The organism is Streptomyces sp. LS-MS-L19, assembly GCF_058382285.1.
The window spans coordinates 2,981,426-2,995,303 of the sequence record NZ_JBYCLL010000001.1; the positions used below are offsets into that span (position 1 = coordinate 2,981,426).

12 protein-coding genes are annotated in these 13,878 nt (G+C 69.1%); 3 read left to right on the forward strand and 9 right to left on the reverse strand.

What is annotated here, in order from left to right; genetic code table 11:
* Positions 1-35: 35 nt before the first annotated feature.
* Positions 36-716: a DedA family protein gene (locus AC2XR2_RS13155; RefSeq protein WP_491515130.1), complete on the forward strand. Its 681-nt coding sequence runs from the start codon at positions 36-38 to the stop codon at positions 714-716.
* Here the strand turns inward: AC2XR2_RS13155 and AC2XR2_RS13160 are convergent.
* The 3 genes from AC2XR2_RS13160 to AC2XR2_RS13170 are packed head-to-tail and all read right to left on the reverse strand — an operon-like array spanning position 640 to position 5,132.
* A complete protein-coding gene (locus tag AC2XR2_RS13160; protein ID WP_330267246.1) occupies positions 640-1,470 on the reverse strand; it encodes an HAD family hydrolase in 831 nt (276 codons plus the stop codon). The two genes, AC2XR2_RS13155 and AC2XR2_RS13160, sit on opposite strands and share 77 nt — an antisense overlap.
* Positions 1,470-3,935, reverse strand: coding sequence for a phosphoribosyltransferase (locus AC2XR2_RS13165; protein ID WP_491515131.1), 2,466 nt, complete (start codon positions 3,933-3,935; stop codon positions 1,470-1,472). The genes AC2XR2_RS13160 and AC2XR2_RS13165 overlap by 1 nt, the downstream gene beginning before the upstream one ends.
* 33 nt (positions 3,936-3,968) lie before the next feature.
* On the reverse strand, positions 3,969-5,132 hold the full coding sequence (locus tag AC2XR2_RS13170; RefSeq protein WP_381303235.1) for an HpcH/HpaI aldolase/citrate lyase family protein: 1,164 nt from the start codon (positions 5,130-5,132) through the stop codon (positions 3,969-3,971).
* A 206-nt stretch (positions 5,133-5,338) separates the two neighbouring features.
* Between AC2XR2_RS13170 and AC2XR2_RS13175 the strand changes: the two genes are divergently transcribed.
* Positions 5,339-6,121 carry a TerD family protein gene (locus tag AC2XR2_RS13175; RefSeq protein WP_381303237.1) on the forward strand — a complete coding sequence of 261 codons (783 nt, stop codon included), beginning with the start codon at positions 5,339-5,341 and terminating at the stop codon, positions 6,119-6,121.
* Positions 6,122-6,242: 121 nt separating this feature from the next.
* On the opposite strand, the gene AC2XR2_RS13180 is transcribed toward AC2XR2_RS13175, so the two are convergent.
* From AC2XR2_RS13180 to AC2XR2_RS13205, 6 genes are all read right to left on the reverse strand, one after another.
* On the reverse strand, positions 6,243-6,980 hold the full coding sequence (locus AC2XR2_RS13180) for a TerD family protein (protein WP_123760453.1): 738 nt from the start codon (positions 6,978-6,980) through the stop codon (positions 6,243-6,245).
* Positions 6,981-7,084: 104 nt separating this feature from the next.
* Positions 7,085-8,233 (reverse strand): DUF475 domain-containing protein, encoded by a 1,149-nt coding sequence (locus tag AC2XR2_RS13185; protein WP_381303240.1) that lies wholly within the window; start codon positions 8,231-8,233, stop codon positions 7,085-7,087.
* Positions 8,234-8,358: 125 nt separating this feature from the next.
* Positions 8,359-8,934 carry a TerD family protein gene (locus AC2XR2_RS13190; protein ID WP_123760455.1) on the reverse strand — a complete coding sequence of 192 codons (576 nt, stop codon included), beginning with the start codon at positions 8,932-8,934 and terminating at the stop codon, positions 8,359-8,361.
* A 127-nt stretch (positions 8,935-9,061) separates the two neighbouring features.
* Positions 9,062-9,637, reverse strand: coding sequence for a TerD family protein (locus tag AC2XR2_RS13195; RefSeq protein ID WP_383546070.1), 576 nt, complete (start codon positions 9,635-9,637; stop codon positions 9,062-9,064).
* Positions 9,638-9,733: 96 nt separating this feature from the next.
* Positions 9,734-10,192 carry a peroxiredoxin gene (locus tag AC2XR2_RS13200; protein WP_123760457.1) on the reverse strand — a complete coding sequence of 153 codons (459 nt, stop codon included), beginning with the start codon at positions 10,190-10,192 and terminating at the stop codon, positions 9,734-9,736.
* A 109-nt stretch (positions 10,193-10,301) separates the two neighbouring features.
* A complete protein-coding gene (locus AC2XR2_RS13205) occupies positions 10,302-10,733 on the reverse strand; it encodes a DUF3052 domain-containing protein (RefSeq protein ID WP_020116104.1) in 432 nt (143 codons plus the stop codon).
* Between the two features lie 373 nt (positions 10,734-11,106).
* On the opposite strand from AC2XR2_RS13205, the gene aceE reads away from it, so the two are divergent.
* The gene (gene aceE / locus AC2XR2_RS13210) at positions 11,107-13,839 is read left to right on the forward strand and encodes a pyruvate dehydrogenase (acetyl-transferring), homodimeric type (protein WP_491515132.1); all 2,733 of its coding nucleotides are present in this window, start codon (positions 11,107-11,109) and stop codon (positions 13,837-13,839) included.
* Positions 13,840-13,878: the final 39 nt, after the last annotated feature.

The following is a 13,878-nucleotide window of genomic DNA, read 5'->3' on the forward strand; positions in this document are numbered from 1 at the left end:
GGTTGCCTTCAGGTCCGCTTCCCTAGCGTGGGCCCATGTCAGCCATCGAGTGGGTCAACGGCCTCATGGACACGCTGGGCGCGCCCGGCGCCGGGGTGGCCATCGCCCTGGAGAACCTCTTCCCGCCCATCCCGAGCGAGGCGATCCTGCCGCTCGCGGGCTTCGCGGCGAGCACCGGCGAGCTGAGCCTGCTCGCCGTGCTGCTGTGGACGACGGCGGGCTCGGTGGTCGGCGCCCTCGCGCTCTACGGCGTCGGCGCGCTCCTCGGCCGGGACCGCACGGTGGCACTCGCGGCCCGGCTGCCGCTCGTCAAGACCGCCGACATCGAACGCACCGAGGCCTGGTTCCTGCGGCACGGCACCAAGGCGGTGTTCTTCGGCCGCATGATCCCGGTCTTCCGCAGCCTCGTCTCCGTCCCGGCCGGCGTCGAACGCATGCCGCTGCCGGTGTTCCTGGCGCTGACCACGCTCGGCAGCGCCCTGTGGAACACGGCGTTCGTCCTCGCGGGCCACGCCCTGGGCGCCAACTGGACCCAGGTCACCGACGTGGTGTCCGCGTACTCGAAGGTCGTCCTGGTGGCCGCCGCCGTCGCGGTCGCGGTCTTCGTCGTCGTACGACTGCGGCGGCGGCCCGAGCCCGCTACGGACGGGACGCCTTCAGGAACTCCCGAAGGATCCGCTCCCCCGCCAGCACGCCCCTCTCGGGCAGGGCGCTGATCGCCGGAGCGGTCCAGCCGGCCTCGGCCAGCTCCCCGTGCCCCGGCCGCCAGCCCCGGTCGGCGGCCAGCAGCAGGTCGGCGTCGAGCAGGGAGTCGCCCGCGGCCAGCGTCCAGGTGGCCCCGGTCCGCCGGGCCACCTCGCGCACGGCCGCGCTCTTGGTGAGCGGCTTGGGGACGGCGTAGATCTTGCGGCCCTGGAGGGACACCGTCCAGCCGCGGTCCTCGGCCCACACCGCGAACTCCTTCACCCAGTCCTCGGGCAGCAGTTCGCGCTCGACGACGAGGTAGGCGAAGAGGTCCTCGGCGATCCGGTGCTTGCGCACCCACAGCGGGTCGGCCGTCACCTGGAGGTGCGCGCTGATCTCGGCCAGCGGGGCGCACTCGTCGGCGAGGCGGGCGGTGACCCGGGCGTGCCAGTCGGGGTCGGTGACGCCGTCGACCAGCAGATGACCGCCGTTGGCGCAGATCGCGTAAGCAGGCGGGGGGCCGGGGAGGTTGATGCGCTGGTACTGCTTGCGGGTGCGGGTCGTCGTCGGCACGAACACCGCGGCGTCGCCGAGTTCGGAGAGCAGTCCGGCCGCGGTCTCCGTCATGTACGACAGCGGTCGGCTCTCGTGCACCTCGACACAGAGCAGCCGGGGCGCCCGCGCGTCCGGCATGGTCAGCGCGAGGGCGGCGGCGGAGTAGATGAGCGTGCGGTCGAGGTCGCTCGCGACGAGCACCGGAGCCTGGGGCTGGGCCTGAGTCGGCATCAGAGGGCCACCGTCCGGCCGTCGGCGCCGGTCGCGCCCCGCGTGTACTTGGGGTGGATCAACCCCACGCAGGTGTACGGGAGTTCGGCGACCTCTTCCACGGGAACACCTCTCTGTTCGGCCAACAGGCGCACATGGTCCAGGTCGGCGCCGGCCCCGGCCCGCGCCAGGATCTTCCAGGGCACCCGGCGCAGCAGCACCCGGGTGGTCTCGCCGACGCCCGGCTTGACGAGGTTGACGTCGTGGATGCCGTACTCCTCACTGATGCGTTCGACGGCCGCCCAGCCCTCCCAGGTCGGCTCGCGATCGCCGGCCAGCAGTTCCTTCACGGTGGAGTCAACGGCGTCCACGACCTCCGGGAAACAGGCGGCCACGGCGTCCAGGAAGTCCACCGACACGTCCACGCCCGCGAGTTCGCGGTAGAACTTCGCGCCGTGGAAGTCGTGCGGGCCGACCAGGTCCGCGCGCAGGACCGTACGCGAAATCAGGCCGGACACCGTGGAGTTGAGGCAGGCGGACGGGATGAGGAAGTCCTCACGGGTGCCGTACGTCCGCACACAGGAACCGGGGTCGGCGAGTACGGCGATCTCCGGGTCGAAGCCGGCGGGACCGCCCTCGGCCTCGAACTCCTTGACCGCTTCCGCCAGTTCGCGGGTGATCGCGCCCTTGCCGGTCCAGCCGTCCACGAACACCACGTCGGCGGGGTCGTGGTGGGCGGCCAGCCAGCGCAGGGCGTTGGCGTCGATACCGCGGCCGCGGACGATCGAGACGGCGTAGTGCGGCAGTTCGAGGCCGTGCCGGAACTGGGCCCAGCGGCGCATCAGGACGCCGACCGGGGTGCCGGCGCGGGCCAGGGAGACGAGGACGGGGCGCGGTGAGCGCTCCTGCAACACGATCTCCGTGACGGCGCCGACGGCCTGGGCGAGCCTCGCGGAGGACTCCTTCAGGGCCGCCTGGAACAGCTCCTGGTACTGCTCGCTCGGCTGGTACTCCACGGGCAGCGACTCCGCGTAGTGCGCGCCGCCGCTCTGGATGGCCTCCTCGCGCTCCTCGGTCGGCGCCTCCAGGGTGACGTCCGAGAGATCCTGGAGCAGCCAGCCGACCTCTTCGGGCGCGTAGGAGGAGAAGGCGGGGCCGCGGAGGGGCTCGGGGAGCATGGCGGGCCTTTCGGGGGTGTAGCTGGGGATCACGGCGAGGACCACGTGCGGGATGTGCGCGGCCAGCTGCGCCAACAGGCCGTCCGGGGCGTGGAGTTCGGGGGTGTCGGCGGTGTCGTCGACCACCGCGACCACGGCGTCGAAGCGGGCGCCGGCGACGTTGTAGGCGTAGCGGTCGCCGGGGCCGTCGGCCGGGTTGTCATGGGCGGGGAAGGTGAGGCGGGTGCGGATGGCGTATCCGGGGTCGTCCACGGCGAGGACGGGTGAGCGGGTGGTCGTCGAGTACCGCACCTCGGCATCGATGACCTGCTCCAGTTCACGGGCGAGCCTCAGCGGGGCGTACATCAGCTCTTCGAAGCCGAGGATGTGCACGCGGTGCGCGTCTCGTGGGAGGGCTTCTGCCAGGCGGGCGGCCATCGCGGGGAGTTCGGATTCGAGGCGTATTCGGTGGTGCGGAGTGAATCCGTGGCGGCCGCCGTCGGGGAGGTCCCGGGGCCAGAAGAGGTCCACACGGTTGTATGCCGGGTGCGGGGCTGTGGGGGCTGGTCGCGCAGTTCCCCGCGCCCCCAGGGCGTCTGACTCGAACCTCGTCACAAGGTCCTGGCCCTTCTCCAGCACGTCCTCCGGCAGCCTTACGGTGCCCGATGCCGCTGCCACCAGGTCCACCCTCGCGCCGATCTCCCCGGCGAAATCGGACAGCCGCCCCGCGTCCCCCTCCGACCGCATGTCCACCAGGGCCACCACCACGTACCGGTCCCGGGGATACCGCTCGTGGAGGTCTCTGATCGTGTTCAGGACCGTGTTGCCCGTGGAGAACTCGTCGTCCACGAGGACCAGGGGGCCGTCGCCGGCCAGCAGGGCCGGGTTCTCGGGGAGCAGGAGGTGGCTCGTGGCGTGGGAGTGGGATTCCTCGAAGCCGCCCGCGGGAGTGACTCCGGGGACGGGGCGGCGGGTGGAGTGGAGGTAGGGGGCGAGGGCGAGGCCGTCAGCGACCGAGTGGCCGAGCCCCGTGGCCGTCTCCGCGTAGCCCAGGACCACCGCTCGGGCCGCCTCCCCGTCTCCCAGCAGGTCACGGACCCGGCGGCCCAGGGCGAATCCCTGGCCGTAGACCACCGCCGGGGACTGCGGGACGTGTTTGCCGAGGACGTTGGAGACCAGCAGGTGGGCCCGCTTGGGGTTGCGCCTGAGGGCGAGGCCCAGCAGGTCGGTCAGTCGGCTGTCGCCCACGAGTTCGACGCCGAGCCGGTCGGCGACCCAGGTCCCCGACCAGACCTCGTCCTGCGTCCGGTCGTTCACTGCCTTGTTCATGCGTCCCTTGGTGTCCACGAATGCCACGAATGATCAGCTGGTTATTCCGGCGGCGAGCAGCTCCACGAAGCCGATGTCCTCGTTGGCCACGCCGAAGACCTCGGCGCGCAGCAGGGTCCGCTCGGCCCAGGCGCGATGCGGCTTCACTTCGTTCATCTTGTTCGTGTACTGCGACCTGAGCACCCCGCCGCCACCGCGCTCCGGCCGCAGGATGTCCTGTGCGTCGCTGAACTCCTCGTGACTGACCACGGACAGTGCGTGGACGGGCAGCACGTGGGAGGGGTGGATGCAGGTCTTGCCGAGCAGTCCGTTGGCCTGGTCGAGGGTGATCTCGCGGAGCAGGCCGTCCATGGCGTGCTCGATGAGGGCCTCGCGCAGTTCCTCGGCCTGTCCCTCCAGGAAGGGGCTGCGGCGCAGCTGGGGCTTGAACATGCGCTCCTGGACCCGGAAGTACTCCCAGACCGGCCCGGTGACGGTGAAGCCGGTGCCGTCGGCGCGGCCCAGCATGTTGACCACGTCGGCGATCACGGAGGCGACGATCTGGACGTCCCACGCGGTCATGTCGGGGGCGCGGCGCAGGCCGTAGGAGGAGCAGAAGTCGGTGACGCCGAGACGCAGCGCGAGGACCCGGTCGCGGTACTTGTCGACCGCGCGCGCGATGCCCTCCAGGGTCTCCACGCGCGTCTCGCGGTAGAGCAGCTCCGGCGACTCCAGCACGGGCATGGCGAAGAGCCGGTGGCCGCTCGCGGCCTCGGCGACGGAGAGGGCCTCCAGGAAGGGGATGCCGCGCTCCTCGGTGAACTTCGGGAGCACGAATCCGGACAGCAGGCGGACCGCGGGACCGAGGCGTCGTACGAGATCGGGGATCTGCTCGGGGAAACGGACCCGGATGAAGAGCAGCGGCAGGTCCACCGCGCGCTCCGCGAGGTCGGTGAGCTGCCGGACGAGGTTCTCCTCGCCCGCGGCGACGTCCTCGTCACCGATCGAGTCCTCCAGGCACAGCACCATCGAGACCACGCCGAGCCCTGCCTGTTTGACGATGTCGTCGGCGAGCCGCGGCCGGGTGGCCGGACTGTAGAGCGTGGCGCCCAGGGCCGCGGAGAGCAGCCGGGCCGGGGAGTCCGCGGTGAACTCGCAGGGCTCCTGGTGGAAGAGGCGCTGACGCACCTCAGGGGCAATGTGCCCGAAATGACGCATATGACTCCCCCGTGGCAGTTGTGCCGCCTGTGAACGGCTCACAGGTGGCCGGTAATAGTACGTAGGTACCCATGTCCCAGGTTCCCATTGGGCATGAATTTCAGGTAACGCAGACGAACACAGCCCGCTGGACAGCGGTACGACATGAACCGCTGTTCCCCACCCCCGCGTTGTCGTGACCAGGACCGAGAGGGCAGGATGACCGCATGACGCACGCCATGCTGAAGGGGTCGAACGTCCCGCTGGATGCCACCACGGTACGCGCTGTGCTGCGCTGGGCGCCTGGGCAGGGGGTTCCGCCCGTCGACGCCTCGGCACTGCTCCTCGGCCCCGACGGCCGCGTGCGGTCCGACGAGGACTTCGTCTTCTACAACCAGCCCCGCCATCCTTCCGGCAAGGTCTGGCTGCTCGGCAAGAAGCGTCTCGCCGAGGGCCCCACCGACACGATCCAGACAGATCTGAGCGGTGTCGAGGCCGACGTCAGCCAGATTCTCCTGGTCGCCTCGGCGGACGGCGCCACCTTCGACCGGGTACAGGACCTGCGCATCCTGCTGTACGACGCCGCGGTCGCCGACGGGGCGCCGCTGGCCTGCTTCGACATCAAACCGGCGACGGGCCAGGAGACGGCCATGATCTGCGGCGAGCTGTACCGCCGCGGCGAGGGCTGGAAGTTCCGCGCCACGGGCGAGGGCTACGCGGACGGCCTCCAGGGCCTGGCCACGGACTTCGGCATCACGGTCGACGAGTCGGACCCCGAGGACCCCGCGCCCCAGCCCGAGCCCACGTCGTTCCCGCTCCCCCCGGAGCAGCCGGCCCAGTCGGCCACCTCGGTCCCGACCCAGCCGGCCTACGGCTACCCCCAGCCGACGACCCCGCCGGCGACGGTCCCGGCCTCGGGCTACGGCTACCCGCAGCCCGTGGCCCCGGTGCCGGTCGCGGCGGGCGAGTTCCGGATGCCCCCGCAGGGGCCACAGTTCATCGGACGGTAAGGGTGGCGCCCCAAACGGGCGCGGGACTGTATCGATGTGCGGCTCCGCCGCGTGGGCGCGATCAGCCACAGACGACCCGCAGCCGCCAACCGACAGAACCCCCCGAGCTCTCAGGCGAAACTCACCGATCCGCCTTCGCCTTGTAGCCCCGCCCCCACTGCAACCCCCACCCGTACAACCGGTCCAGCTCCCCCTGGAACCCGTACACGAACTGCACCTCACGCCGTACGACCAGCTCGCCCTTGACGTTCTCGATCATCACCACCGCACACGACCGGGCCTGGGGGTGCCGCTCGTCGAGGCCTATCTCGATCCGCGGCCCGTTGCTCGGGTACAGCGTCACGATCGCGTGCGTACGGTCGAACGCCGGCGTCTGGTCGTAGATGTACACGAAGACCAGCAGCCGCTTGATCTGCTCCCGGTGATCGAGGTTGACGTACATCGTCTCGCCGGACGCCGACCCGAACCGGTCGTCCCCGCTGAGCTTCACGTACGGCGGCGCGTTGACGTCCCCGAGCAGCCCGCCGAGCGGCTGTACGACCCCCTTCGTGCCGTCGGCCAGCTCGTACAGGCAGCCCAGGTCGAGGTCGACGTTGACCATGGACTGGCTGTGCCCGAGGACCTCCGGCGGCTTGAGCGCCTTGAAGGGGTGCCTCAGCAGCGACTCCCGCTGTGATCCGCCGATGTCGGAGGTCCGCATCCGCCAGGTCAGGTTGATGCGGAGGTTGCCGGTCGCCGCTCCCTGCTTGGTGAGCGAGACCCTGTTGTGCCGCTTGGTCAGTTCGATCGCGTTGCTGGCCGCGCTGCCGGAGTCGAAGTCGACCTCGCGGCCGCCCCGGAGTCCGTCCAAGAAGCCCATTCCCGCCCCCACGCTCGCTTTGGAAAACCGGCGTCACCAGGAAAACCGGCGGGGCGGCCGGAGGCCGGCCGCCCCGCTCAGAGCGTTCCTCACCAGGAAGGGTGTCACACCCCGGACGAGACCTCAGTCTTCTCGTCCGAGCCCTGGTCTTTTCCCTCCGCGGCCGCCAGCGCCCTGTTGCGGCGCACCGAGGACCAGAAGGACCAGCCGATCAGGACCACCCCGACCAGGCCGGTGATGATCTCGTTGATCTCGTACTGGATGGTGACCATGAGGATCACCGCGAGGGCGCCGATCGCGTAGTGGGCGCCGTGCTCCAGGTAGACGTAGTCGTCGAGGGTGCCCTGGCGGACCAGGTAGACGGTGAGCGACCGGACGTACATGGCGCCGATGCCGAGGCCCAGTGCCATCAGGACGATGTCGTTGGTGATGGCGAACGCGCCGATCACACCGTCGAAGGAGAAGGAGGCGTCGAGGACCTCCAGGTACAGGAACATGAAGAACGCGGCCTTGCCGGCCATCACGACGGCCGACTTGGGCTTGCCCTCGCGCTCGGCGCGTTCCTCCTCCTCGTGCTCGCGTTCCTCCTCCTCTTCGAGCTTGTCCTCGAAGTAGCCGGAGAGGCCGCCGACGACCATGTAGGTGATCAGGCCCGCGATACCGGAGATCAGGACGGTCTGCGCCTTGTCGACATGCGCGCCGCCGTGCTGGTGGGCGTGGGTGGCGAAGGTGAACGCGGTGATCAGCAGGACGACCAGGGCGATGCAGACCGACAGCATGTCGACCTTGCCGAGCTTGGCCAGCGGGCGCTCGATCCAGCGCAGCCACTGGATGTCCCGGTCCTCGAAGATGAAGTCCAGGAAGATCATCAGCAGGAACATGCCACCGAACGCGGCGATCGCCGGGTGCGCGTCGGTGACCAGTTCCTGGTAGTGGTCCTTGTTGTTGAGGGCGAGGTCGACCGCCTCGATGGGCCCCATCTTGGCGCTGATCGCGACGATCACGACGGGGAAGACCAGCCGCATGCCGAACACGGCGATCAGGACGCCGATGGTGAGGAAGATCTTCTGCCAGAAGGCGTTCATCTTCTTCAGGATTCCGGCGTTGACCACCGCGTTGTCGAACGACAGCGAGATCTCGAGGATGGAGAGGATCGCCACGACGCCGAAGCCCTCCCACCCCCCGTAGAAGACGGCGGCGACCAGGCCGAGCGCGGTGACCGCGAACGACCAGCCGAAGGTTTTGAGAACCACTGGCTACCCAATCCGTACGTGTACGGGGCTCCCCCGTGCCGCACTCGGCTTTACGAAACTTTGAAGCGAAGTGTAGTCCGGCACCCTCGGCGCCCCACCCGGCCCCGGATTTTGCTCATATCGCGTTATGAGACGTTGACCCCGAAGTCCAGGGCGATGCCCCTGAGGCCCGACGCGTACCCCTGCCCCACAGCCCTGAACTTCCACTCGCCCTGGTAGCGGTAGACCTCGCCGAAGATCATCGCGGTCTCGGTGGAGGCGTCCTCGGAGAGGTCGTAGCGGGCCAGTTCCTGGCCGTCGGCCTGGTTGACCACACGGATGAAGGCGTTGCTGACCTGGCCGAAGGTCTGGCCGCGGTTGTCGGCGTCATGGATCGAGACCGGGAAGACGATCTTGTCGCAGCCCGCCGGCACCTTGGAGAGGTCGATCAGGATCGACTCGTCGTCGCCCTCGCCCTCACCGGTGAGGTTGTCGCCGGTGTGCTCGACCGAGCCGTCCGGGCTCTTGAGCTGGTTGTAGAAGATGAAGTAGTCGTCGCCCAGGACCCGCCCACCCGCGCACATGAGGGCGCTGGCGTCGAGGTCGAAGTCGGCTCCGGTGGTGGAGCGCGCGTCCCAGCCGAGCCCGACCATCACCTGGGTGAGGTTGGGTGCGGCCTTGGACAGGGAGACGTTTCCTCCCTTGGCGAGCGTGACGCCCATGTGCTGTCCCTCCCCGAGAGTGCTGCTGTGCTGTACCTGCGCGTCCGGCGCCGCACGCAAACCGTGCGACGCCGGACGGGACGACCTTCGAGCGGGTCCGAGGGCCTGCCCGGCGGGGCAGGGGTCCTCAGACGTTGACGCCGAAGTCCTGGGCGATACCGCGCAGGCCCGAGGCGTAGCCCTGGCCGATGGCGCGGAACTTCCACTCCGCGCCGTTGCGGTAGAGCTCGCCGAAGACCATGGCGGTCTCCGTGGACGCGTCCTCGGAGAGGTCGTAGCGGGCGATCTCGGCGCCGCCGGCCTGGTTGACGACGCGGATGAACGCGTTGCGCACCTGGCCGAAGGACTGCTGACGGTTCTCGGCGTCGTAGATCGAGACCGGGAAGACGATCTTGTCGACGTCGGCCGGGACACCGGCGAGGTTGACCTTGATCTGCTCGTCGTCGCCCTCGCCCTCACCGGTGAGGTTGTCGCCGGTGTGCTCGACCGAGCCGTCCGCGCTCTTGAGGTTGTTGAAGAAGACGAAGTTGGCGTCGCTGGCGACCTTGCCCGCCGCGTTCAGCAGCAGTGCGCTGGCGTCCAGGTCGAAGTCGGTGCCGGTCGTGGTGCGGACGTCCCACCCCAGACCGACGATGACCGCGGTCAGGCCCGGGGCCTCCTTGGTCAGCGATACGTTGCCGCCCTTGCTGAGGCTGACTCCCACGAGTCCTCCATAGGTTTGCTGTTTGAGATGCTGCCGGATCAACGATTCGATCCTAGTGACGGGTTCCCGCCCCACGCAGTCCTTGGAGGCGAACAATCACAGGGTGTCGAGCGCCTTCACGTACTCGTTGAGGTCCCGGGCGTCCGGCAGGGCGTTCACGACGGTCCAGCGGACCACGCCCTCCTTGTCGATGACGAAGGTGCCGCGCACCGCGCAGCCCTTGTCCTCGGCGAAGACGTCGTAGGCGCGGGAGACCTCGCCGTGCGGCCAGAAGTCGCTGAGCAGCGGGTACTCCAGGCCCTCCTGCTCGGCGAAGACGCGCAGGGTGTGGATGGAGTCGTTGGAGACGGCGAGCAGCTGGGTGTCGCGGTCGGAGAACTGCGGAAGGTTGTCACGCAGCTCGCACAGCTCACCGGTGCACACGCCGGTGAAGGCGAAGGGGTAGAAGAGCAGTACGACGTTCTTGCTGCCACGGAAGTCGGACAGCCTCACGGTCCGCCCGTGGTTGTCCTTGAGCTCGAAGTCGGGGGCCTTGTCGCCGACCTGGATCGCCATCGCGTGGATGTCCCTTCGGGAGCTGTTCGAGTGACGGAACCACCCTACGCAGCGATCACCGCACGGAAGCGGACGGGCCGGTCACACCGGCCCGTCCGGTCCCACGGGGCTACTTCTTGGACTTGGCCGCCTTGGGCGTCACCAGCCGGCTGCCGCTCCAGTCCTTGCCCACGCTGACGCTCTTGGAGGCGGACAGGCCCGCCGTCGTCGCGGCTTCGGAGATGTCGCTCGGCTCCACGTAGCCGTCCCGGCCGGTCTTCGGCGTCAGCAGCAGGATCGAGCCACCCTCCTCGATGTACGTGGTGGCGTCCACCAGTACGTCGGTCAGGTCACCGTCCTCGTCACGGAACCAGAGCACCACGGCATCGGCGACGTCGTCGTAGTCCTCGTCCACAAGGTCGCTGCCGATGACCTGCTCGATGGCCTCGCGGAGTTCCTGGTCTACGTCGTCGTCGTAGCCGATCTCCTGGACCACCTGCTCGGGCTGGAACCCCAGCCTCACGGCAGGGCTCGTCTCCGCGTGGTCCGCGGTCGCGCTCACGGGGTGCCTCCTGATCTTGTCTTCGAATGGGTCCCCCCAGGCCGCTCGGGCTCTGGGGGAGTCTCAGCCACGCGCGTGCGCGAAGCAATGGCCGTAGTCCACACGGGCGGGGCGGATCGCGCAAGTACCCGGCGTTTCAGACCGCCGAAACGGTGACGTTCCGGAACGTCTCACCGCAACTCCAGTCACATCATCGCGGTGGGCTCGTGATGCATGCCACACCTTTCTGCCCCCTTTGCGTGTTTGGGAACCATACCCGGGTACAGGGCCTCGGGTTACCCCGGAGTAGAGATGACGTTTGGCCCCCCGAGGTACACGATGGGGAGCGGTGCAGACATACAGAAATACGGCCCTCTGACAGGTAAGGAACAGCGTGGCTTCCGGATCCGATCGCAACCCGATCATCATTGGCGGCCTTCCGAGTCAGGTTCCTGACTTCGATCCCGAGGAAACCCAGGAGTGGCTCGACTCCCTCGACGCCGCCGTGGACGAGCGCGGCCGGGAGCGGGCCCGCTATCTGATGCTGCGGCTCATCGAGCGGGCCCGCGAGAAGCGCGTGGCCGTGCCCGAGATGCGCAGCACGGACTACGTGAACACCATCCCGACCCGGGCTGAACCGTTCTTCCCCGGCAACGAGGAGATCGAGCGGAAGATCCTGAACGCCACCCGGTGGAACGCGGCCGTCATGGTCTCGCGCGCCCAGCGTCCCGGGATCGGCGTCGGCGGGCACATCGCCACCTTCGCCTCCTCCGCCTCCCTCTACGACGTCGGCTTCAACCACTTCTTCCGCGGCAAGGACGAGGGCGACGGCGGCGACCAGGTCTTCTTCCAGGGCCACGCCTCCCCGGGCATCTACGCGCGCGCGTTCCTGCTCGACCGGCTCAGCGAGGACAACCTCGACGCGTTCCGCCAGGAGAAGTCGAAGGCGCCGCACGGGCTGTCCTCCTACCCGCACCCGCGCCTCATGCCGGACTTCTGGGAGTTCCCGACCGTGTCGATGGGCCTCGGCCCGATCGGCGCGATCTACCAGGCGCGAATGAACCGCTACATGCACGCGCGCGGGATCGCCGACACCAGCAAGTCGCAGGTGTGGGCGTTCCTCGGCGACGGCGAGATGGACGAGCCGGAGTCGCTCGGCCAGCTGACCATCGCCGCCCGCGAGGGCCTGGACAACCTGACCTTCGTCGTCAACTGCAACCTCCAGCGCCTGGACGGCCCGGTGCGCGGCAACGGCAAGGTCATCCAGGAGCTGGAGTCGGTCTTCCGGGGCGCCGGCTGGAACGTCATCAAGCTGATCTGGGACCGCACCTGGGACCCGCTGCTCGCGCAGGACCGCGACGGGATCCTCGTCAACCGGATGAACACCACGCCGGACGGCCAGTTCCAGACGTACGCGACCGAGTCCGGCGCGTACATCCGCGACCACTTCTTCGGCGACGACCAGCGGCTGCGCGCGATGGTCGAGGGCATGACCGACGACCAGATCCTGCACCTGGGCCGCGGTGGTCACGACCACAAGAAGATCTACGCGGCCTTCAAGGCGGCCGTGGAGCACAAGGGCCAGCCGACGGTCATCCTCGCGAAGACGGTCAAGGGCTGGACGCTGGGCCCCAACTTCGAGGGCCGCAACGCCACGCACCAGATGAAGAAGCTGACGGTCGACGACCTCAAGGGCTTCCGCGACCGGCTGCACCTGCCGATCTCCGACAAGGAGCTGGAGTCGGGCGCGCCGCCCTACTACCACCCGGGCCGGGACTCGGAGGAGATCCAGTACATGCACGACCGCCGGCTGGGCCTCGGCGGGTACGTCCCCACGCGCGTGGTGCGCGCCAAGCCGCTCGCGCTGCCGGACGACAAGACGTACGCGACCGTGAAGAAGGGCTCCGGGCACCAGTCGATCGCCACGACCATGGCTTTCGTGCGGCTGCTCAAGGACCTCATGCGGGACAAGGAGCTCGGCAAGCGGTTCGTGCTGATCGCGCCGGACGAGTACCGGACGTTCGGCATGGACTCGTTCTTCCCGAGTGCGAAGATCTACAACCCGCTCGGTCAGCAGTACGAGTCGGTGGACCGTGAGCTGCTCCTTGCGTACAAGGAGTCGCCGACCGGGCAGATGCTGCACGACGGCATCTCGGAGGCGGGCTGCACGGCCTCGCTGATCGCGGCGGGTTCGGCCTACGCGACGCACGGCGAGCCGCTGATCCCGGTGTACGTCTTCTACTCCATGTTCGGTTTCCAGCGCACCGGAGACCAGTTCTGGCAGATGTCGGACCAGCTGGCGCGTGGTTTCGTGCTGGGTGCGACCGCAGGGCGTACGACGCTGACCGGTGAGGGTCTTCAGCACGCGGACGGCCACTCGCAGCTGCTCGCCTCGACCAACCCGGGCTGTGTGGCGTACGACCCGGCGTTCGGGTTCGAGATCGCGCACATCGTGCAGGACGGGCTGCGGCGGATGTACGGCCCGGACAGTGAGGACGTCTTCTACTACCTCACCGTCTACAACGAGCCGATCCAGCACCCGGCCGAGCCTTCGGGCGTGGACGTCGAGGGCATCCTGAAGGGCGTCTACCGCTTCAGCGAGGGCACGTCGGGGTCGATCCCGGCGCAGATCGTCGCGTCCGGGGTGGCGGTGCCGTGGGCGGTCGAGGCGCAGAAGATCCTCGCCGAGGAGTGGAACGTCAAGGCGGACGTCTGGTCGGCGACCTCCTGGAACGAGCTGCGGCGCGAGGCGGTGGCCTGCGAGGAGTACAACCTGCTGCACCCGGAGGAGGAGCAGCGGGTGCCGTACGTGACGCGCAAGTTCGCCGGCGCGCAGGGTCCGTTCGTGGCCGTGTCCGACTGGATGCGGGCGGTTCCGGACCAGATCGCGCGGTGGGTGCCGGGGACGTACCAGTCGCTGGGCGCGGACGGGTTCGGTTTCGCGGACACCCGGGGGGCGGCGCGGCGGTTCTTCCACATCGACGCGCAGTCGATCGTGGTGGGGGTGCTGACGGAGCTGGCCCGGGAGGGGAAGGTGGACCGGTCGGTGCTGAAGCAGGCGATCGACCGGTACCAGTTGCTGGATGTCGCCGCCGCTGATCCTGGGGCGGCCGGCGGGGACGCGTAACCGCTGCGCTCGGCTCGGACGAACGAGGGGCAGGTGGGC

Excerpts from the sequence above, each read along its gene's own strand:
- AC2XR2_RS13175 (WP_381303237.1), top strand. The coding sequence starts at position 5,339 with ATGACGCACGCCATGCTGAAGGGGTCGAACGTCCCGCTGGATGCCACC.
- AC2XR2_RS13165 (WP_491515131.1), bottom strand. The coding sequence starts at position 3,935 with ATGAACAAGGCAGTGAACGACCGGACGCAGGACGAGGTCTGGTCGGGG.
- AC2XR2_RS13190 (WP_123760455.1), bottom strand. The coding sequence starts at position 8,934 with ATGGGCGTCACGCTCGCCAAGGGAGGAAACGTCTCCCTGTCCAAGGCC.
- AC2XR2_RS13155 (WP_491515130.1), top strand. The coding sequence starts at position 36 with ATGTCAGCCATCGAGTGGGTCAACGGCCTCATGGACACGCTGGGCGCG.
- AC2XR2_RS13180 (WP_123760453.1), bottom strand. The coding sequence starts at position 6,980 with ATGGGCTTCTTGGACGGACTCCGGGGCGGCCGCGAGGTCGACTTCGAC.
- AC2XR2_RS13170 (WP_381303235.1), bottom strand. The coding sequence starts at position 5,132 with ATGCGTCATTTCGGGCACATTGCCCCTGAGGTGCGTCAGCGCCTCTTC.
- AC2XR2_RS13200 (WP_123760457.1), bottom strand. The coding sequence starts at position 10,192 with ATGGCGATCCAGGTCGGCGACAAGGCCCCCGACTTCGAGCTCAAGGAC.
- AC2XR2_RS13160 (WP_330267246.1), bottom strand. The coding sequence starts at position 1,470 with ATGCCGACTCAGGCCCAGCCCCAGGCTCCGGTGCTCGTCGCGAGCGAC.